The following is a 20,460-nucleotide window of genomic DNA, read 5'->3' on the forward strand; positions in this document are numbered from 1 at the left end:
GCATATCTACACCCCGAAACTCACAACGTTTCACGAAAAATCCGGGCTCAGGCGACTGTTGGACCACACCATCGGTGAGCGGACTCGGGACCTTGATCTCGTGATGTCGACGCTGAGCCCCGACCCGCGCTACACCGCCTGGGGAGCACCCCCGGATCTGAGCCCGGTCGGACGGCAAGCGGTCCGGGACTTCTACGAAACGACGATCGTCGAAGGCGGCCTGTGGTGCCTCGAGATGGAGATGGACCGGATCGTCGTCGATGACGACACCATTGTCACCGAAGGCTTTATCCGTTCGATCTACCACGGCACCGACGCGGCGCGGCGGGGCTTTCCGGTTGACGATCAGGAGGGGTTCTACCTGGTCACGCTGCGCATGCTGGTCGTCTGGCCGTTCGATGCAGACGGCTTCATTCTCGGCGAGGAAACCTACAACGCCGTGGCGACACCTGACTTCATCAAGAAGGTCGACATCTCGGAGGTACCGCCGGACTTCCGCGACTTCGTCGGCGCTCGCTGAGGTCTGGCGACGCGCTGGTTGCTTAGCGCAACAGGATTCGGGTACTCGGGCGTCCGTAGCCAACGAAGAAACCCAGGAGTACCCTCATGCCTCCACGCCGCCAGCGCGACCAAGGCGCGCCCAGGCCCGCCAGCCCTACCGGAAACACCAACGGCGAGGCCGGCAGCCTCGATGCGCGTGCCCAGTCGGGGCGGTACCTGACCACCGCACAGGGCGTGCGATTGCCCGACACCGACCACTCGTTGAAGGCCGGTAATCGTGGCCCCTCGCTTCTCGAAGACTTCCATCTTCGCGAGAAGATCACGCACTTCGACCATGAGCGCATCCCCGAGCGCGTCGTCCACGCACGGGGGGCGGCCGCACACGGCATCTTCGAGTCCTACGGCACGGCTGCGTCGGTGACCAAGGCCGGATTCCTGGCGCGAAAGGGTAAGAAAACCGAGGTATTCTGCCGCTTTTCGACCGTGTTGGGATCACGCGGATCGGCCGACACGGTGCGTGACACCCGGGGTTTTGCGGTCAAGTTCTACACCGACGAAGGCAATTTCGACCTGGTCGGCAACAACATGCCGGTGTTCTTCATTCAGGACGGCATCAAGTTTCCTGACGTAGTCCACGCCGCCAAGCCGCATCCCGACCGAGAGATTCCGCAGGCGCAATCCGCCCATGACACCTTCTGGGACTTCGTGTCATTGCACACCGAAGCCACTCACCACGTGTTCTGGAACATGAGCGACCGTGGCATCCCCCGCTCGTACCGGACCATGGAGGGCTTCGGGGTTCACACGTTCCGTCTGGTGGACAAGAAGGGCAAGACCACGCTGGCCAAATTCCATTGGAAGCCGGTCGCCGGTGTGCACTCCCAGGTCTGGGAAGAAGCGCAGATCACCGCCGGCTGCGATCCCGACTTCCACCGCCGCGACATGGCCGACAGCATCGAGGCTGGCGCCTTCTTCGAGTACGAACTGGGCATCCAGGTGATGCCGGACGACGGAACGCACACCTTCGAGGGAATAGACCTGCTCGACCCGACCAAGATCGTGCCCGAAGAACTGTGCCCGGTGAAGCTGATCGGAAAGCTGACGCTCAACCGCAATCCCACCAACTTCTTCGCCGAAACCGAGCAGGTTGCCTTCCACACCGGCCACCTGGTGCCGGGCATCGAACCGACCAACGACCCGCTGATGCAGGCGCGGCTCTTCTCCTACCTGGATACGCAGCTCACCAGATTGGGCGGGCCCAATTTCACGCAGTTGCCCATCAACCGGCCGCACTGCCCGGTCAACGACATGTTCCGGGACGGCATGCACCAGACCGCAATTCACACCGGCCAGGCGCCATACCTGAAGAATTCCATCGACAACGGTGAGCCGCTGGTCGCCGCTGCCGACGAGGGCGGGTATGTGCACACCCCGCGTCAGGTCGAGGGACCCGCCATCCGGGAAAATCCGTCGTCGTTCGAGGACCACTTCACCCAGGCGGCCATGTTCTACCGCAGCCTCACCGAGGTCGAAAAGGCGCACATCGTCGAGGCGTTCACGTTCGAACTCGGCAAATGCTACGAGCAGGCGATCAAAGAGCGCGAACTCCAGGTACTGGCCAATGTCGACGCCGACCTGTGCAAGCAGGTGGCCATCGGCCTGGGTCTGCCCGCACCCAAGGGCAAGCCGCCCAAGGATGTTCTGCTGTCACCGGCACTGTCGCAGGTGGTGGAAACCCCCGGCCCGATCGATGGGCGCAAGATCGGCATCATCGCCGGCCCGGATTCCGATCTGGCCGGGGTCAACAAGTTGATCGACGCTGTGTTGGGCCTTAACGCCACGCCGTTGGTGACGGCCCCCATCGGCGGAGTGCTGAAAGCCGGACGCCGCAGTGTGATCATCGAGCGGACCCTGCTGACCGCGAGGTCCGTCGAGTTCGACGCGGTGGTCGTGGCCGCCGGAACCAAGCCGACGGCTGACCTCAAGCTGGTTGTGTTGCTGCAGGAGGCATTTCGCCACTGCAAGCCGATCGCCGCGTGGGGCGACGGTACCGCGGCGCTCACCGCCGCCGGCATCGAGTTGGACGCGCCGGGTGTGCTCGTGGCCGCCAAAGCGGACAAGAAATTCGTCACCGCCCTGGCGAGCGCCGTTGGGTTGCATCGGGTTTGGGAGCGGGCCATCGACGTGATGGCTTCGGAGGTCGCACCGGCTCGCTAACCCAAGCCGGTGCTACCCAACTACACGGTCGCGCGGTCGCGGCCTTCCCAATAGGGCTTGCGCAATTCCTTCTTGAGGATCTTCCCGGTCGGGTTGCGCGGCAGCGCGTCGGTGATGTCGATCGACTTCGGGCATTTGTAGGCCGCCAGGCGCTCACGGGTGAAGGCGATGAGCTCCTCCTCGGTGGCCTCGCCTTCCAGTGCGACGACGGCCTTCACCACCTCGCCCCACTTTGGGTGGGGCACCCCGATGACGGCGACCTCGGTGACTGCCGGGTGTTCGGCAAGCGCCCGCTCAACCTCGATCGAGTAGATGTTCTCCCCGCCCGAGATGATCATGTCCTTGAGTCGGTCCTCGACGAAGATGTAGCCACCGTCGTCGACGCGGCCGATGTCGCCGGTGCGGAACCACCCGTCTTCGGTGATCGCCTCGGCCGTCGCCTCGGGTTTGTTGTGGTACCCCTTCATCAATTGCGGTGAGCGGAACCACAATTCGCCCTGCTCGCCGGGTGCCACGTCCTTGAGCGTGTACGGATCGACAACCCGCACTTCCGCGTTGGGCACCACCGTGCCCGCACTTGTCAGCCGCTCCGGGTGGTCCTCGGCGCGGTGTGCCTCGGGGAGCAGTTGACTGATGGCGCCGCAGAGTTCGGTCAGGCCGTACACCTGCAAAAATTCGGTTTCCGGCCAAGCCTTCAGGGCCGAGCGCAGCAGCGGCAGCGGCATCGGCGACGCACCGTAGGCATACGTTTTCAGCGCGCTGAACAACTTCACCGCGTCTTCACCCGAGTCCAACACTTTCGCGAGCACCGCTGGGACCAAGAATGTTCTGTTGGCGCCCTTCAGGATCGCGCCGGCAAGCGTCATCCCATCGACGTCACGGGTCATCACGCTCGGTACGCCGTTGTGGATACCGATCTGTGCGTACGACGAGCCGCCGACATGGAACAGCGGCATCGACACCATGTTCTTGTCGCCCGGTTGGACATTGAAGCCCTGGCCGGCGTTGACCGTGTGCGCGATCAGGTTGGCCTGCGTCAGCATGACGCCCTTGGGGTGGCCGGTGGTGCCGGACGAATACATGATGATGCACACGTCGTCGGGTTCGACGCTGGGCGAACGGCCGACGGGTGTCGACTTGGCCAACAGAGCCTCATACTCGTCGCCCTCGGCGCCGTCGGGCGTCACCTCGATGACGTGCTCGACATTGGTGAGCGAGTCGCGGATCTTCTCGATGTTCGGCTTGAGCTCCGAACCGACGACGAGCACCTTGGCGCCCGAGTCGTTGAGCACGTAGTCGAGTTCGTTGGCAGCCAGACGGAAGTTGATGATTGCGTTGGCGGCACCCAGCGACGCGGCCGCGAACGTCAGCTCGACACACGCCGGATGATTCTTGTCCAGGAATGCCACGGCATCGCCGCGCTTGATACCGAGTTCGGTCAACGCACCGGCCAGTCGGCGCACCCTGTCGTGCCACTGTGCCCAGGTCCAATTGCGGTCAAGGTAGTCGACCGCCTCGTTATCGGGCGTGGTGGCAGCCCAGTGGGCCAGACGGTCGTCGAGAAAGCGAGGTTCAGCGAGGTCAGGCATGCCGCTAGCCTTCCATGTCCGACGCGTGTCGACCAGTGCCTCAGTGGATTCGGGCGCTGCCGCCAAGGCCGATCTCGAGGACGCTGCCGGTGATGACCCCGGGATCGGTGACCAGATACACCACCCCACGACTGACGTCCTCGGGTTGCAGCCAGGGCTGCGGTATCGGGTTGGCCTTCATCATCCGACGCACCAAATCGTCGGGTACGTCGTCACCTCCAGCGGGCTGCACCATCGGCGTTTGCGTGGTGGTTGGGCACACGACGTTGACGGTGACGCCTTCCTTGGCGACTTCCAGGGCGACGGACTTGGCCAGTCCGATGATCCCCCATTTGGTGGCGTTGTACGCGGCGAGATCCGGGATGCCCATGCGGCCGCCCATGGACGAGGTGACGACGATCCGGCCGAACTGCTGGCGCCGCATCACCGGTATGGCCGCCCGCAGGGTGTGAAAAACGCCGGTCAGGTTCGTGTCGAGAAGCTGTCGCCACATCTCGTCGCTGACTTCGTGCAGGGGCCCGGTGCTGACGATGCCGGCGTTGGCCACCAGGATGTCGAGGCTGCCCAGATCGGTCACGGTTTGCTGGACGGCGGCGTCAACCTGCGCCGAGTCACGCACGTCAACGGATATCGGCAAGCAGCGCCGGCCGAGTTCTTCGACGAGCTTCGCCGTCTCATGCAGGTCGTCCTCGGTGGCCAGCGGGTAGGTGAGGCCCGCCATGGGGCCGGGCGCGTCGGCCGCAACGATGTCGGCACCCTCCGCGGCCAGCGCCAACGCGTGTGCGCGCCCCTGCCCGCGGGCTCCGCCAGTGATTAACGCAACCCGTCCATCCAAGGCACCCATGGACGGTCACGTTAGCAGCCTCGGCTGCTGGGCCTTCCGGCTTGCCCCCACCTGCGAAAATAGCTGCGGTAAACGGCTTTTGACGCAAGTGCTAGGGGCGACGAGGAGGCGCCTGTCTGGGGATGCAGGCACCTCGCACGCATCCCAGGACGCCGCGAGGTGGCGCCGGAGCCGCTTGCTGCGGCAACTGGGGAGTCTCTTCCTCGTACGGCTGGCCAGGAGGCGTCGGGTTGGCCTGCGCGGCCGGTACGTTTGCCACCGTCACCGCGGCCGCTGCCGTCATGGCCGCGATCAGCATCTTGAGGCCGAGCACCAGTACCGCCTCCTCGACGCCCTTGTCGTGAGCTAGATCACATCCTAGACCGAAGAGGAACGCGAAAGCTACTACCAGACCCGCCGCTCACCAGTGAGAACGTTTGTATCGGACACGGTGCAACGGTCAAAGGGTTCGACGCGCCGTGAAACCATCTCCCGCTACGCGGGCGGTGATCACGTCCACGGACCTGGGTAGTGACCGTCCTGGTCTTTCACCAGGACGATTTGCTGGCACTCGCCCTTCGCGGGCTCTGCCGTCTCGCCTTGGCATACCAGCGTCCAGTCGGAAACCCGTCCGAAGGGTCGCACCGCCCAGGACGTTACGACCGGCGTGGTGTCCGGCAGCACGATCGTCGAGTACTTGCCGCCCTCGCTGGTCAGGTAGAGGTGCCCAGCGAAATGCGCCACCTTGGTGATAGCCAATTGCTTGGCTTCGTCGCGATTCATCTGGAAATCCCAATGCTGCGTGCGCAGATTCCACACCCCGAAGCCAAAATCGGATGTTCCGGAATTGTGGCCGTCGATGAATAGCTGTCCGTCAACCAATGTCGCCGTCAAACCCCCGCCGGAAATCCGATCGGCATCGCCGAACCTGATTATCGACCTGGAGTTGAGGTCGTAGAACACGGTGGAGATCACCGGGGGATTTGACCCGTCCCGGCGGGTGATCTTGACCAGTCGGTCGGGCCCGTCGGACAGTTCCTCGTCAACGGTCCAGATGTCGTTGTCCTGATGAATCGCGTCGCCCGACGGCAGTCGCAATTCCGCGCCGGCTGTCCGCCCTTCGGTGTTGCGCTGGAAGGAAATGACGTCTTGCCAGGCGTGCCCGGCCTGCGGGTCGTCCCACACGGATGCCAAGTCGGTATTGGAAAGGACAATGGTCCTTGGCGGTTTCAGCGGTTTCGCGCTGTGCCCGGGGGCGGCGTCGGCGAAGCCATTCGTCCACAGCACGCCGGATGCCGTTCCGGCGAAACCCCAGTTTTTGGGTGCCGCCAGTCTGACGTCGGGGTTCGGCGGTTGGAGTTCCTTGGTCACCAGCGGCTGGGTCGAGTTGAGATCAAACACGTACGCGATCGTCTTGGTGACGTCCGGTTGCGCCTGGGTGAGCGTGGTGACCAGATACGCCACCTTGGTGTTGTCAGCGGTGCCGGTCAGCGCGCACGCGGCGCCGGTGATTTGGACGCCGGCGGGAGCCACGGGCACCGCCGGTGACACCAATTCGCCCGACTTGGTGTCGAATACTTTGGGGCGAATTGTGTCGAGTGCCGAGCCGCCGAGTGTGAATCGCCCGGGACACCCGTAATAGACGGTTTCGCCGTAGACCTTCCAATCTTTTGCCAGTGGATTGGTCCTGGTAGCCGTCGGGGTCACCGGCACAACGGGGGCCGGGGCTGCTTTAGATGGCGAATTCGCCGACGAATTCGGGGCGGCCGCAGGTGGCGCCACCGTCGACGAACATGCGGCAATGCCCAAGGACGCGGCCGTCGCCAGCGTTGCGACTCCGCATCGGGACGCAGATCTTCCCTTAGCCCCCGTGTTCAGACCCATCAGCGATTCCCCCCGCTATGTTCTGTGAATATTGAGCCTAGAGGCGGTAGGTGGTTAGCGCGAATCGAGCGGTCAGCTGACCTGCAAAGGGGCAGGTATGGACTTTGAACTCGACACCGGGCAGCGGGAGTGGCTGTCGGAGGTGCGGGAGTTTCTTCGACAGAATGTGACCCCTGCGCTCAAGGCTGAGATCGCCGCGCACGGTCTCGAGTACCCGGACGGCGAGGTGTCGGCGTTCCGGCGCAAGATCGGGGAGCGTGGCTGGTTCGGTCTGAACTGGCCGACCGAATACGGCGGCTTGGGGCTGACGGCCATGCATCAGCACCTGCTGATGAGCGAGTTCGACTATGCCGGTGTGCCTGGCCCCGATCTCACCGTGACGTCGGTGGCGCCGATGATCATGCGCCACGGCACCGAGCAGAACAAGAGGGAGTTCCTGCCGCCCATCGCCAGGGGCGAATTGGTTTGCGCGGTGGGCTATTCGGAGCCCAACGCGGGTACCGACCTGGCCAGCTTGCGTACCCGTGCCGTGCGTGACGGCGACGAGTGGGTGATCAACGGATCCAAAATCTGGAACAGCGGCGCTCAGCGCTGCACGCACGAATGGCTTTGCGTGCGCACCGATCCCGAGGCGCGTCGGCACCGGGGGATCTCGGTGATCATGGTCCCGATCGACAGTCCCGGCATCGAGATCCGGCCCCTCTACGCGTGGTCCGGGTATCGGACCAACGAAACCTTTTTCAACGACGTCCGAGTGCCCGTCACCAATTTGATCGGCGAGGTCAACAAGGGCTGGACCTATATCACCGGAGCTCTCGATCTGGAGCGCGGCGCGCTGACCAATGCCGGCGACCTGCGTCGGGCGCTCAACGATCTGGTTGCATTGGCGTCGGTGCCGTTGCGCGACGGCACCGTGCCGGGTGCTGATCCGGTGTTTCGCCGGCGCCTGGCGCAGGCCGACGCGGACGTCGAAGTCGCGACGTTGATGGGCTATGAGGCCGCTTCTCTGCTTGACGGCGGAAGCATCCCGTCCGTTGAGGTCAGTGTCGAGAAGATTTTCACCAGCGAGTTGCGCCAACGCATCGCCGATCTGGCGATCGATCTGCTCGGCCCGGACGGGTTGCTCGCTCACCACGCCCGGGGTGCGCCGTTCGACGGATTCTTCGAGCGGCTCTATCGGGTGTCGCCGTTGATGCGCTTCGGTGGCGGCACCAACGAGGTGCTGCGGGATGTGATCGCGCAGCGCGGTCACGGTATGCCTTCCTACGGGCGGTGACGGACGCATGAAGTTGATTCCCTCGCCGCACGAACGCGATTTGGCCGCGATGTGCCGCAGTCTGCTGGCCGCCGAGTGTCCGACGACGTTGGCGCGCGGCCCCCAGGCCGACCGCATGCCGGAGCGGTTGTGGAAGGCGCTGGCCGGCGCGGGGTTGCTCGGGCTGGCAATCGACGAAAGTCATGGCGGCTCCGGCGGATACCTGTCGGACCTGGGCGTCTTCAGTGTCGAGGCCGGACGAGCCTTGTGTCCCAACGTCGTTCACAGCACGGTGATCGCGGCATTGGCCATCGATTGGCTGGGCGGCCCGGGTGCGCGCGCCAGGTGGCTGCCGGAGCTGGCGTCCGGATCTGTACGCGGGACGTCGGCGTTGTTCAACACCCGCGACGCGGCCGTCGTCACTCCGGTGTTGCACGCGCACAACGACGAAGGCTTGTGGCGTCTGGACGGCAGCGCGGATTTCGTCGCCGATGCAGACTTGGCCGACCTGATCGTCATCACGGCCGGGACCGACGACGCGGCCGGCGGCACGCTCGGGTTCGTGGTCGAGACGGGCGCGCAGGGAGTCAGCATCGAACCACTGCAGCTGATGGGCGGACACCCGGCCTTCACCGTGCGCTTCGACGAGGTGACCGTCGCGGACCCGGGCGCCGTGTTCGCCGCGGGTTCGCGGGATCTGCGCCGGGTGGCCAACGCGGCGGTGGCGCTGCACTGCCTCGATCTGGTCGGGGTGGGCGAGGCGGTCATCCAGCGCACGGTGGACCATACGAAGGTGCGCGAACAATTCGGCCGGCCGATCGCGTCGTTCCAGGCGGCCCAACACTTGGTGGCCGACATGCACATCGCCGTGTCTGCGGCCCGGCTGGCCGCCCAGTCAGCGGCGTTCTGGATTGGGCGCGGACGGGTTGCCACCCGGGAGACCGCGATCGCGCGGATGCGCGCCGCTGCGGTCAAGCAGGTCACGCTCGACGCCCACCAACTGCACGGTGGCATGGGATACGTCGTCGACACGGATCTTCATCTGTTCTCCGAACGCGCCCGCGTGCTGTCTACTTGGGGAGGCGGTGCCGATATCGCAGCGAAATGGCTTGACACCGTGCGAGATCGGAAGGATTGAGCGTGGGGGAGAGCCTGATAGACCCGGAAGCCGCGGCGAAGATCGGCAGCGTCGTCGCCACCGCCTCCGGTGAGGTCAACCGCCGCGACTGGCAGCGCTGGGCAGCGGCGGTCGGTGACCACAACCCGCTGTGGTTCGACCCACATTTCGCCCGCGAACACGGCTATCGCGATGTCATTTGTCCACCGTTGTATGTGCAATACGCGGTGCTCGGTGTGGTGGCTCTGGGCGATCTGCGGCCGGACGGATCCTCGGGGGCGGTGACCGGCAGCATGGCGTTTCCCCGGGCACCGCGACGGATGGCCGGTGGTGAGAGCACCACATTTCATCTGCCCGCTTACCACCGCGACGAGATCGAAATGGTGCGACGGGTCGATGCGATCGTCGAAAAGGAAGGAAGGAGCGGCAAATTCGTGTTGGTGACCTGGCGCAGCGAGTACCGCAACCAGAATCGTGCCCTGGTAGCGGAAGCGACCACATCGATGATCGCCAGGCCGTGATGCCGCGATGACCGAGCAGCTGTACTACGAGGACGTCGCTGACGGCGATGCGATACCGGAGTTGACGGTCACCGTCGACGAAGCCCAGCTGTTCTTCTTCAGTGCCGCGACTTACAACGGACATCGCATCCACTACGACAAGAAGTGGGCCAGGGACGTCGAGGGATACGACGACGTGCTGGTCCACGGCCCGCTGCAGGCGGCGTTGCTGTCACGCGCACTGACCGACTGGATCGGCGGAAGCGGGCGCCTGGTCACGTTTTCCGTGCAGAACCGCGCGATCGCTTATCCCGGTCAGGCTTTGACGTTCGGGGGTGTCATTACCGGCAAACGCGTGACCGACGAGCACGGCCTGGTTGATCTGGAGATCTTCTGCCGACGCGGCGACGACGTGCTGATGCCGGGGACCGCGACGGTCGCGTTGCCGCGCCGGAGTGTGCAATGACCGGACTGCGCGGTGAGGCGGCGATCATCGGCATCGTGGAGCTGCCCGCCGAACGCCGCCCGAGCGGGCCGCCGTCTTTCACATTGGATCAGTATGCGCGGCTGGCTAAGTCGGTGATCGAGGACGCCGGTGTCGATCCGGGGGTGGTCAACGGTTTGTCGTGTCACGGCATCGCCGAGTCGGACATGTTCGCGCCGGCCACGTTGTCCGAGTATCTCGGTCTTGCACTGGATTTCGGTGACCGCGTGGACTTGGGCGGTGCGACGTCGGCGGGCATGGTGTGGCGTGCCGCGGCCGCAGTGGAATTGGGTATCTGCGAGGCCGTTTTGGCCGTGGTGCCCGGTTCGCCGAATCTGCCTCGCTCAGAACGACGACCCGGACGGACCCTTGGGTGGTACGGGGCGTCGAGCAACAACTACGGTTCGCCGCAGGCCGAATTCGAGATCCCGTACGGCAATGTCGGGCAGAACGGTCCGTACGCTCAGATCGCACAGCGCTATGCCGCCGAATTCGGCTACGACGCCGAGGCTTTGGCGCGAATCGCGGTGCACCAACGCGTCAACGCCTGCGCCCACCCCGGTGCCGTCTTTCACGGCCAGCCCATAACGGTCCAGGATGTGCTGGATAGTCCGGTCATCGCCGACCCGATCCACATGCTGGAGACCGTGATGGGGGTGCACGGCGGTGCGGGCGTGTTGATCGCCAATGCGGACGTTGCCCGCCGCTCTCGACGAAGGCCGGTGTGGATCAAGGGTTTCGGCGAGCACATCCGCTTCAAGACACCAACCTATGCCGAGGACCTCTTGAACACTCCTATAGCGCGGGCTGCCGAGCGGGCGTTCACCATGGCAGGGGCAACCCGGGCCGACGTCGATGTCGCGTCGATCTACGACTGCTACACCATCACCGTGCTCATGACGTTGGAAGACGCGGGGTTCTGCGGCAAGGGGGAGGGCATGCGGTGGGTGAGCGAGCACGACCTGACGTTCCGTGGCGATTTTCCGATCAACACCGCCGGTGGCCAATTGTCCTACGGCCAGGCCGGGATGGCCGGTGGCATGCACCATGTCGTCGACGGCGCCCGGCAGGTCATGGGCAGGGCGGGTGAGGCGCAGGTGCCGGACTGCAATGTCGCGTTCGTCACCGGCAATGGCGGAATCATGAGCGAACAAGTTGCTCTGATCCTGGCGGGCGACTGAGATGACCGAACCGTTGCCCGAACCGACGCCGGTATCGCAGCCGTACTGGGATGCGCTGCGCCAGCATGTGATTCGCATCCAGTACTCGCCGTCCTCGGGACGTTACGTCTTCTACCCACGCACGCTGGCTCCCGGGACATTGGCCGACGACCTGGAGTGGCGGGAGATCGACGGCTTCGGATCGCTCTATACCTATACGGTTGCGCGTCGACCGACCGGGCCGCCGTGGGCCGACAAGGTGCCACAGTTGCTCGCCGTCGTCCAATGGGACGTGGGTCCGCGGGTAAGTACGGAGTTGGTCGATGTAGTGCCGGACGATATTGCTATCGGCATGCGGGTGACCCCGGTGTTCTATGACGTTCCCGACACGGACATCACGCTGCTGAGGTATCGGCCGGCCGATGTTTGAGACGGTGCAGCAGTTGCTGCGGTCGCGGATGAGCGACGACACGACTGCGTTGGTGCACGGTTCGCGGACGTGGACTTGGCGCGAGCACTTGGCCGAGGCGGCGGCGGAGGCATCTGCGCTGATCGCGCTGGGCGATCCGGGTCGGCCGCTACATGTCGGTGCACTGCTGGGGAATTCGCTGGAGATGCTGCGGTCCATGGCGGCCGCAGCGCTCGGTGGCTACGTCTTGTGCGGGATCAACACCACGCGGCGCGGCGCGGGCCTGGCGGCCGACATCAAACGGTCCGACTGCCAGATTGTGCTGGCTGCCGCCGAGTATCTACCGCTGCTTGACGGACTCGACCTGGCTGGCGTGTCCGTCGTCGACGTGGGCGGCGACCGGTACCGCCACGTTGTCGCTTCGGCGGGAGCCCTGGTGCCGCACCGCGAAGTCGGCGGCGCCGACACATTCATGATGATCTTCACCTCCGGCACCAGCGGTGACCCGAAGGCCGTGCGCTTTGCCCATGCGATGGGGGTGATGTGCGGTGCGAGCCTGGTTGATCGATTCGGGCTCACCGCCGACGATGTCTGCTACTTGTCGATGCCGCTGTTCCATTCCAACGGCGTGGCGGCGGGCTGGACGGTGGCGATCAGCGCCGGCGCCACCATGGTGCCGGCGCGATTTTCGCCGACGGGGTTCCTGTCGGACATCCGCAGGTATGGCATCACGTACATGAACTATGTCGGCAAACCGTTGGCGCTCGTGCTGGGTACGCCGGAAAGGCCCGATGATGCCGACAACACGCTGCACGCGGCGTTCGGCAACGAGGCCACCGAACGTGATATCGCGGAATTCGCAAGACGATTCGGATGCCAGGTCGTCGACAGCTTCGGATCCAGCGAGTTTGCCGTGGTAGTGATGCGGGAAGACGGAATGCCGCCCGGATCGATCGGTAAAGGCTATCCGGGTGTGAGCGTTTACCATCCTGGTACCAAAACCGAGTGCGCGCCGGCAATTTTCGACGATCACGGTGCGTTGACCAACATCGACGAGGCGGTCGGTGAACTGGTCAACACCTATGGCGCGGGCGGTTTCACCGGCTACTACAACGACACCGCGGCAACCAATGAGCGGATGCGCGACGGCATGTACTGGTCGGGCGACCTGGCGTACCGCGATGCGGACGGATGGATCTACCTCGCGGGCCGCACCGCTGACTGGATGCGTGTCGACGGCGAGAACTTGGCGGCCGGGCCGATTGAGCGAATCCTGCAGCGCCTTCCCGAAATCAACCACTGCGTTGTCTACGCCGTTCCCGACGAGCATGTCGGCGACCAGGTGATGGCCGCCGTGGTATTGAACGACGATGCCGCCTTGACCCCGCAGCGTTTTCAGGACTTCCTGGCCGCCCAGCCCTCCCTCTCGCCCAAGGCGTGGCCGAGGTATGTGCGCATCAATACCGTGCTGCCGCGGACCGCGACCAACAAGATCCTCAAGCGCGCGCTCATCAGGGAGGGCATCATCGGTGGCGACGGCGTGCTGTGGGAGAGGGCTGAGCGGGGGCGCGAGTATTTCGAGTCGGGGCCCGGTGGGGTCCGGAGGGGTCCGGGGGGGTAAAGCCGCGGCCGGGCGATGAGGGGCTTTGCCCGTCTCCTACCGACAGCGGCGTTGTAGCACGTTAGCCTCGATTTTTCGTCGAGGGTGATTTCGGTCGGACTTGGCGATGGGGTGCGTGGTGTCTGGGGTTTGTGTGGTTTAGGGCGTGTTGGGGTTGTCCCGTGTCGCCGGGTTGGCGGGCTTTCCCAGGGCCGGTGGTCTTTCGTGCTCGGTTGGTCAGCTGGGTTGTCGGTCAACCGAAGGCGGTGCGGATGTGTTGCCATGCGGTGGCGATGGCTGCGGCCCATCGCCAGGTGGCGTCGATGCGTAGTCGGGTTCGGCGGGCGCCGCGGGTGATGCGGGCTGCGACGTGCAGGACTCGGTAGCGGAAGGTAGCGATCTCGGCACGGGTCAGGCCGGGGTGGCCGGTGAATCCGATGAGCTGGCACCAGGTGACCAGATCGGCTGCGGCCAAGACGATTTCCAGCCAGGCGGCGTTGGCGTCGAATGCCTGACACGGCAGGTTGCGCAGGCCGGTGGCTTTGAGTTCGCGGATGCGGTCTTCGACGCGGGCGTGTTGGCGGTGGCGTAGTTCCAGACCTGCCACCTGGCCGGCGACCACACCGGGCGGTGTGTCGGTGATGAACGCGGTGACCCGCATCCCGTCGGCGTCGGTGAACCGCAACTGCGCACCCGGATGGGGCCTTTCCTTGCGCAGGATCAGCCGGGTCCCCGCCGCCACGATGACAGGTTGACCAGGTTGGTGGCCTCGGCGACCCAGGCGCCCTCGCGGATACCACCGTCGGTGTCGATCGTCGGATACCAGCACTGCCCGATGTTGAGAGTGTCCACAGCGTCCTGCACCCGCCAATCCACGGGTAGCCGAAGGAGAACCCACGCCGCGGCGCGGCAGGCGTCGGCGAAGTCGTGGGTGGCCCCGGCGGTGTCGCAGCGCACCAGCACCGCCGGCTTGTCGGGGTCGTCGCGATGATCGGGGTCCGGCCGCCATCGCGCCGGCAGGCCGGCCAGTGCCTGCGCTAGGACACTGACGTGGTCAGCTGCGGTGTTGGAGCCCGCGCCACCGGGGCGCAGTAGGCCGGCCAGCGCTTCCCCGCCGGCGATCTCGGGGCGGTCCACGAAGGCCAGCAGCGGGTGGTGACCGTAGGTCTTTTTCCAGGTCGCCCCTGCCTTCTCCTTGTTATCGGAATGATCGAGGACCAGGGTGGCGTCGATGTCGATGTGCAACCAGCCACCCGGTGCGGGGCGGCGCCGGCGGCCCAGGCCGCTGCGCGGGCCGCAGCCCGGGCGGCACGCACCCGCGGTAGGTGCGAAGCATCGATGCGCTCATCGATTAGCCGCCACATCGTGGTCGTGGAGGCTTTGGCACCCAGGACATGCTCACGGTCGCCGCACAGTTGTCCGACCGCGTCGATGCAGTCCGCCCCATCGGCGACCGCGGCAGCCAGATCAGCGAACACCTCCCCGGGCGCATACACCCACGGGCCCCGGTAGGTATCTGCCAACGCGGCGGTGACCTGCGCCGATAACCCGCTGCGGTCCGCGAGCTCACGCACCATGGCCATCCCGGCATGCGACACGACACCATAACCGTCGGCGGAAACTTTCACCCGCGACCCGACCGCGATATTCTTCACCTGCGAGGTGCCTTCCCGCTGGAACGACTGAACCCTAGAGAAGTCCAATTATTCCTTGCAGGACAGGCACTTTCGCATATCTACACCCCGAAACTCACAACGTTTCACGAAAAATCCGGGTTAGGACGGCAAATGAGAGCGCGCCCCTCCGGCGGCAGTCATGTTGCATTGCTGCAGGTCTAGGGGTTGTCGCTGGGAGCTTGGGCACTTCGCCTGCCGCCGAACGAGGCTAGTGATACTCGACCTGCCAGTGTTTGATGCCGTTGATGAAGCTTGACCGCAGCCGTTCGGGTTTCCCGACGGGCGTCAGATCAGGTAAGTGGTCGGCAATCGCGTTGAACATCAGGTCGATCGTCATCCGAGCGAGGTTGGCGCCGATGCAGTAATGCGCACCGGTACCGCCAAAGGCCAAGTGCGGATTGGGGCTTCGCAGAATGTTGAAGGTGAAAGGGTCGTCAAAGACATCTTCGTCGAAGTTCGCCGAGCGGTAGAACAACACCACCCGTTGCCCCTTCTTGATCTGCACGCCGCCGAGCTCAGTGTCGGCAAGCGCGGTGCGTTGAAACGCCGTGATCGGCGAGGCCCAGCGAATGATCTCGTCTGCGGCAGTCTTCGGGCGTTGCGCCTTGAACAGTTCCCATTGGTCGGGGAATTCGGTGAACGCCATCATGCCCTGGGTGATCGAATTGCGCGAGGTCTCGTTGCCCGCGATGGCAAGGGTAACGACGAACATGCCGAATTCGGCCTCGGTGAGTTGACCGTCCGCGTCGGCATCCATCAGCGTGGTGACGATATCTTGATCGCCGTGCTGTGGCCCGCAACTTTCTCCTCCGGCCTTGCTCGCTGCCAATTGCATTGCATACCACATCATTTCACCCGCAGAGCCCAGCGCATCGTACTCGGCGAACTCGGGGTCGTCGTCGCCGATCATCCGGTTGGACCAGTCGAAAAGCTTCTCGCGGTCTTCCTCCGGCACCCCTAGCAGTCCGGCGATTGCCTGCAAGGGCAACTCGCGAGCCACTTGGAGCACGAAATCGCCGCAATTCGCCGCCGCAGCCCGCGCGGCTATCCTTCGTGCGCGCTCGTCGAGTTCGCCACGCAGCCGCTCCACGGCGCGGGGCGTGAAGCCACGTGAGACGATCTTTCGCAGCCGACTGTGCTCTGGATCATCCATCATGATCATCGACGCCCGGCCCGCTTCGATCTGGCCACCGCCGCCGGTCACCTTATAGCGGGGCACCACCGACTTCGCGGCTGACGAGAACACGTCGCTGCGCAGCGAGACCTCGCGCACGTCGCGGTGCTTGCTCACCACCCAGAAGCCGCCGTCACCGAAACCGCCTTTGTCGGGAGGCTGCGCGTTCCACCAGATGGGCGCCGCTCGCCGCAACTCGGCCAACTCCTTCACCGGCAACCGATCCGCGTAGATGTCCGGGTCGGTGAAATCGAAGTCTGGCGGTAGATGCGGCGCGGCCATAGCGTGCTCCCTCGAACGCTTTTCGCGATGGTAGCGCTACCGTGTCGCGGCGGAAAGGTCGACGGCGCGTACACAGTTCTAGAGCTGGATTGACGGCTGAGGCAATACCCGGTCAACACGTAGGCTGAGCAAATGAGCGCCGGGGAACAGCGCGCGGGGGTGGACCTGACCAACCTGGATCAGCCGTTGACGCCCGATGCCGGAGCAACCAAGCGCGACTTGGTGGATTACCTGGATGCGGTGGCCGACCGGATGTTGCCGGGACTGGTCGACAGGCCGCTCACGGTGCTGCGGGTGCTGCGCGGCCGCGCGCCGTTCATGCAGAAGAACGTCCCGAAATACACCCCCGACTGGGTGCGAACCGTGTCCATTTGGGCGGAGGCGTCGCACCGGGAAGTGCACTACGCGCTCTGCAACGACAGGCGCACCCTGTTATGGCTGGCCAATCAGCGTGCGGTCGAGTACCACCCGACGTTAGGTATGGCCGACAACATCTATCGGCCCACCCATCTGGTGCTCGATCTTGACCCGCCGGTCGACGATGGCTTCGCCGCGGTGGTCAAGGCCGCGTACCTGGTGCGTCAGGCGCTGGCGGATTGCGGGTTGTCCGGTGCGGTCAAGACCAGTGGTGCAAAGGGCTTACACGTGTTCGTGCCGATCGATGACAGCGCTCAGGTCGACGACGTCGCGGCGGCCACCCGCGCACTCGCCGCGCGCGCCGAAGCGATCGATCCCGCACTGGCGACAACGGTTTTCATCGTCGAGGACCGCGGCGGCAAGGTATTCATCGACTCGACCCGCGCCGGGGGCGCCACGGTTGCCGCCGCCTACAGTCCTCGTCTGCGCCCGGGCACCCCGGTTTCGTTCCCGCTGGACTGGTCGGATCTTGACCGGGTCAGCCCGGCCGATTTCACGGTGCATACGGCGTTGGCGGCCATGTCCGAGCGCAAACCGTGGTTGGAGTCGATGCCCGCACCGCAGACCCTGCCGAGCGACCTCATCGAACATGGACGCACAATCCCGGTCGCGCGGGTGGCGGCCATGCATGAAGGAAAGCGTCGCGCGCGGGCCCGACGGGTCGACCAGGGGTCGACCACGGCCGACGAGGTCAACGAGTAGCGCCGACGCGCGATATGCTGCCTTTCGCCCAGCAGGGTGAGGGGAGAGTGTGAAGTGTCCACGTTCAAGCGGTACCTGGGCATCCAGGCGATGATCTTCGTCTTCGGGATTATCGGGCCGATCTTCCTGATCATCTTCTTCGCGTCGCAACCTGACCCGAATATGAAGTGGGCGTACTGGTTTGGACTCTTCATCACCTATGCCGACGTGATGATCGCACTCGGACTCACCGCGTCGGCGGGTGACAAAGAAAAGCCGCCCGCCGACGTTCGCGTTGCGTTCGCGGTCGCGAAACGCCTGCAGGATAATCGGGGCTTCGTCGTGGACCTCGACCCTTCGTCGGACTGAGCGACTGCCAGAGAGTCAGCCGAACACCGACGCCTGGTAGTACCTGATCTGCCAGCCGTCGTCGTCACGTGTCATCAGCACGCCGATGCGCACGCTGAGATTGGGTGGATCGGGAAAAGTGAAGTCCGCGTTGAGGTAACCGAGCACTGTGTCTTCGGCGATTTGGCGCGATTGCAGAATGCGGTAGGCGACCGTCATGCCGCGCGGCTGCGAGTCGTAATAGTCGTGAACGGCTTGCCTGCCAACGCTATACGGACGCAGCCCCTGAAAAATGGCGTCTTCGGTAAAAAGCGCGGCCACTTGCTGCGGTTCGTGCGCGTCGATCCCGGCCTTCCATTGGTCCATCACGCCGCGCAATACTTCTTCGCTCATCTCGTCCTTCCCCTTTTGAAGAACGCTACAACGCTCCGTGGTAGACCCATACCATGACTGGGCTTGCCGACGAGACGCGGTGGATGGACGCCACAGAGCAGGCGGCCCTCGTGGCCAAGGGTGACATCAGTCCGAGCGAGCTGCTGGAAGCGGCGGTCGAGCGGATCGAGCGGTTCAATCCGCAGTTGAACGCGGTGGTGATCGAGTGGTTCGAGCACGCCCGGTCCATCGCCGCTGATCCGGCCCTACCCGCCGGCCCGTTTCGCGGCGTGCCGTTCTTGCTCAAGGATCTCTACACCAACTTCGCCGGTCAGACGATGTCCAACGGCAATGTTGCGCTGAAGGAAGCGGGCCAGATCGACACGTCCGACACCACGCTGGTGTCCCGATTCAAAAAAGCCGGGCTCGTCATCGCCGGACGGACCAATACCTGCGAATTCGGGAGCCTGCCGACCACGCAACCGATCGCCTGGGGGCCAACGCGCAACCCGTGGGCATTGGAACGCACTCCGGGAGGATCCAGCGGCGGCGCCGCGGCGGCGGTGGCCGCCGGGATGGTTCCGTTTGCCCACGCCTCGGACGGAGGCGGCAGCATCCGCATCCCGGCGTCGTGCTGCGGGCTGGTTGGCCTGAAGACGAGCCAGGGGCGGATCACGGTCGGGCCCGCGCGGGCCGAGGTGGGTCTGGGTGTCGAACTGTGTGTGAGCCGCACGGTGCGGGACACGGCGGGGTTGCTCGACGCGGTTCGCGGCCCAGGCATCGGTGACTCGGTGATCGCCCCCGCGCCACAGCGTCCGTACGTCGAGGAGGTCGGCGCCGATCCTGGCCGGCTGCGCATCGGTGTGCTCGATGTGCATCCGCGCGGTGACTTCCTGCATCAAGACTGCGTCGCGGCGGTGCGGGCCGCCGGTTCGATGCTGGAAGGTCTCGGGCACATCGTGGCGCCGGCGTGGCCGGCCTGCCTTGCCGACACCACATTGACCAAGAAGTTCATGGCGCTGTGGTGTACGCAGATGGCTCTGGCGATACGCGCGATCAGCGAGACGATCGGACGCGAGGTCACCGCAGCGGACGTCGAACCTGTGAACTGGACCCTGGCTCAGCATGCGCAGCGGTTCAGCGCGGTCGACTACGCGGCAGCGCAGTCGGCGATCTACACGTTCAGGCGGGCGCTGCAGCAGTGGTGGGCGGACGGGTGGGACTTGCTCCTGACGCCGACGGTGTCCGAACCGCCGCTGCCGCTGTCGGAGTTCGAGAGCGACCCCGAAAACCCCAACGCACTGAACCGCCGCGGCGGGCAGTTCGCTGCGTTCACGCCGCCGTTCAACATGAGCGGACAACCCGCGATCAGTCTGCCCTTGTACCGCAACGCTGACGGCCTACCCATTGGCGTGCAGCTCGCCGCCGCTTATGGGCGGGAGGATGTTCTCATCCGTGTTGCGGCGCAACTGGAATCTGCCCATCCCTGGGCTTCGTATCACCCCAGTCCGTAGCAACCCGCTCTAGCTCGCCGCGCCGCTACCGTTGGAGCTGAGCAGTGCACAGCACTGCAAAATCCGGATTTAGCTTGCAGCAGCGACACACTGCGCGCTCATCGCTGGCAGGCGGCCATAGCCGCGTGAAATCTATTGTGCTGCTAGAAAATTGGAAATGAGCTGGCAGGAACATGCCTGCCAGCTCACTGCTACGAAACGACTGCTAAACGAGAGTCACGCCAATTGCCTGAGGCCCCTTGGCGCCCTGTCCGATGTCGAATTGAACCCGCTGGTTCTCCTCGAGAGAGCGATATCCAGTTCCCTGGATTTCTGAGTAGTGGACGAACACATCTTGAGCGTCACCATCAGGAGCGATAAAACCGAAGCCCTTGTCGCTGTTGAACCACTTCACAGTTCCCTGTGTCATACTTTTTCCAACTTCTTTCATATGAATGGATGCACGAACAGCATCCTG

19 protein-coding genes and 1 pseudogene are annotated in these 20,460 nt (G+C 64.7%); 12 read left to right on the forward strand and 8 right to left on the reverse strand.

Going from position 1 to position 20,460, the window contains the following annotated elements; genetic code table 11:
- Positions 1 to 58: 58 nt before the first annotated feature.
- Together G6N68_RS02280 and G6N68_RS02285 are read left to right on the forward strand one after the other, a co-directional pair.
- Positions 59 to 520, forward strand: coding sequence for a nuclear transport factor 2 family protein (locus tag G6N68_RS02280; protein WP_163707308.1), 462 nt, complete (start codon positions 59 to 61; stop codon positions 518 to 520).
- A gap of 86 nt (positions 521 to 606) precedes the next feature.
- Positions 607 to 2,718, forward strand: coding sequence for a catalase (locus G6N68_RS02285; protein WP_163707311.1), 2,112 nt, complete (start codon positions 607 to 609; stop codon positions 2,716 to 2,718).
- 20 nt (positions 2,719 to 2,738) lie between these two features.
- Here G6N68_RS02285 and G6N68_RS02290 read toward each other — a convergent pair whose 3' ends face one another.
- From G6N68_RS02290 to G6N68_RS02305, 4 genes are all read right to left on the reverse strand, one after another.
- Positions 2,739 to 4,307 carry a long-chain-fatty-acid--CoA ligase gene (locus tag G6N68_RS02290; protein ID WP_163707313.1) on the reverse strand — a complete coding sequence of 523 codons (1,569 nt, stop codon included), beginning with the start codon at positions 4,305 to 4,307 and terminating at the stop codon, positions 2,739 to 2,741.
- A gap of 40 nt (positions 4,308 to 4,347) precedes the next feature.
- A complete protein-coding gene (locus G6N68_RS02295) occupies positions 4,348 to 5,151 on the reverse strand; it encodes a mycofactocin-coupled SDR family oxidoreductase (RefSeq protein ID WP_163707316.1) in 804 nt (267 codons plus the stop codon).
- A 91-nt stretch (positions 5,152 to 5,242) separates the two neighbouring features.
- On the reverse strand, positions 5,243 to 5,464 hold the full coding sequence (locus G6N68_RS02300) for a hypothetical protein (RefSeq protein WP_163707319.1): 222 nt from the start codon (positions 5,462 to 5,464) through the stop codon (positions 5,243 to 5,245).
- Positions 5,465 to 5,640: 176 nt separating this feature from the next.
- On the reverse strand, positions 5,641 to 7,014 hold the full coding sequence (locus G6N68_RS02305) for a hypothetical protein (protein ID WP_240355336.1): 1,374 nt from the start codon (positions 7,012 to 7,014) through the stop codon (positions 5,641 to 5,643).
- A gap of 97 nt (positions 7,015 to 7,111) precedes the next feature.
- On the opposite strand from G6N68_RS02305, the gene G6N68_RS02310 reads away from it, so the two are divergent.
- From G6N68_RS02310 to fadD1, 7 genes are read left to right on the forward strand one after another with little or no spacing between them, the layout of a single operon-like run.
- Complete coding sequence (locus tag G6N68_RS02310; RefSeq protein ID WP_163707322.1) at positions 7,112 to 8,290, forward strand: acyl-CoA dehydrogenase family protein; 1,179 nt, start codon at positions 7,112 to 7,114, stop codon at positions 8,288 to 8,290.
- A 7-nt stretch (positions 8,291 to 8,297) separates the two neighbouring features.
- The gene (locus G6N68_RS02315) at positions 8,298 to 9,407 is read left to right on the forward strand and encodes an acyl-CoA dehydrogenase family protein (RefSeq protein ID WP_163707326.1); all 1,110 of its coding nucleotides are present in this window, start codon (positions 8,298 to 8,300) and stop codon (positions 9,405 to 9,407) included.
- 2 nt (positions 9,408 to 9,409) lie between these two features.
- Positions 9,410 to 9,907 (forward strand): MaoC family dehydratase, encoded by a 498-nt coding sequence (locus G6N68_RS02320; RefSeq protein WP_240355337.1) that lies wholly within the window; start codon positions 9,410 to 9,412, stop codon positions 9,905 to 9,907.
- Between the two features lie 7 nt (positions 9,908 to 9,914).
- Positions 9,915 to 10,352: a MaoC family dehydratase gene (locus G6N68_RS02325; RefSeq protein WP_163707329.1), complete on the forward strand. Its 438-nt coding sequence runs from the start codon at positions 9,915 to 9,917 to the stop codon at positions 10,350 to 10,352.
- Positions 10,349 to 11,551 carry a thiolase family protein gene (locus tag G6N68_RS02330; protein WP_163707332.1) on the forward strand — a complete coding sequence of 401 codons (1,203 nt, stop codon included), beginning with the start codon at positions 10,349 to 10,351 and terminating at the stop codon, positions 11,549 to 11,551. Before G6N68_RS02325 ends, G6N68_RS02330 begins: the two co-directional genes overlap by 4 nt.
- A gap of 1 nt (position 11,552) precedes the next feature.
- Positions 11,553 to 11,960 carry a Zn-ribbon domain-containing OB-fold protein gene (locus G6N68_RS02335; RefSeq protein WP_163707335.1) on the forward strand — a complete coding sequence of 136 codons (408 nt, stop codon included), beginning with the start codon at positions 11,553 to 11,555 and terminating at the stop codon, positions 11,958 to 11,960.
- Positions 11,953 to 13,560, forward strand: a complete 1,608-nt coding sequence (gene fadD1 / locus G6N68_RS02340; RefSeq protein WP_163707338.1) for a fatty-acid--CoA ligase FadD1 — start codon at positions 11,953 to 11,955, stop codon at positions 13,558 to 13,560. Before G6N68_RS02335 ends, fadD1 begins: the two co-directional genes overlap by 8 nt.
- A gap of 232 nt (positions 13,561 to 13,792) precedes the next feature.
- Here the strand turns inward: fadD1 and G6N68_RS02345 are convergent.
- Positions 13,793 to 15,194 (reverse strand): annotated as a pseudogene (locus G6N68_RS02345) (IS1380 family transposase).
- 229 nt (positions 15,195 to 15,423) lie between these two features.
- Entirely contained in the window at positions 15,424 to 16,671 is a 1,248-nt protein-coding gene (locus G6N68_RS02350; protein ID WP_163707341.1) for a cytochrome P450, read from the reverse strand.
- 132 nt (positions 16,672 to 16,803) lie between these two features.
- Between G6N68_RS02350 and ligD the strand changes: the two genes are divergently transcribed.
- The gene (gene ligD / locus G6N68_RS02355) at positions 16,804 to 17,790 is read left to right on the forward strand and encodes a non-homologous end-joining DNA ligase (RefSeq protein WP_163707345.1); all 987 of its coding nucleotides are present in this window, start codon (positions 16,804 to 16,806) and stop codon (positions 17,788 to 17,790) included.
- Between the two features lie 54 nt (positions 17,791 to 17,844).
- Complete coding sequence (locus G6N68_RS02360; protein ID WP_163707348.1) at positions 17,845 to 18,138, forward strand: hypothetical protein; 294 nt, start codon at positions 17,845 to 17,847, stop codon at positions 18,136 to 18,138.
- A gap of 15 nt (positions 18,139 to 18,153) precedes the next feature.
- Here G6N68_RS02360 and G6N68_RS02365 read toward each other — a convergent pair whose 3' ends face one another.
- Entirely contained in the window at positions 18,154 to 18,510 is a 357-nt protein-coding gene (locus tag G6N68_RS02365) for an SgcJ/EcaC family oxidoreductase (RefSeq protein WP_163707351.1), read from the reverse strand.
- Positions 18,511 to 18,563: 53 nt separating this feature from the next.
- Between G6N68_RS02365 and G6N68_RS02370 the strand changes: the two genes are divergently transcribed.
- Entirely contained in the window at positions 18,564 to 20,003 is a 1,440-nt protein-coding gene (locus tag G6N68_RS02370) for an amidase (RefSeq protein WP_163707354.1), read from the forward strand.
- Between the two features lie 205 nt (positions 20,004 to 20,208).
- Here the strand turns inward: G6N68_RS02370 and G6N68_RS02375 are convergent, their stop codons facing one another.
- On the reverse strand, positions 20,209 to 20,412 hold the full coding sequence (locus G6N68_RS02375; protein ID WP_163718052.1) for a cold-shock protein: 204 nt from the start codon (positions 20,410 to 20,412) through the stop codon (positions 20,209 to 20,211).
- Positions 20,413 to 20,460 lie beyond the last annotated feature (48 nt).

The sequence above is a fragment of the Mycobacterium bourgelatii genome, from assembly GCF_010723575.1.
GTDB classification, from domain to species: Bacteria; Actinomycetota; Actinomycetes; order Mycobacteriales; family Mycobacteriaceae; genus Mycobacterium; species Mycobacterium bourgelatii.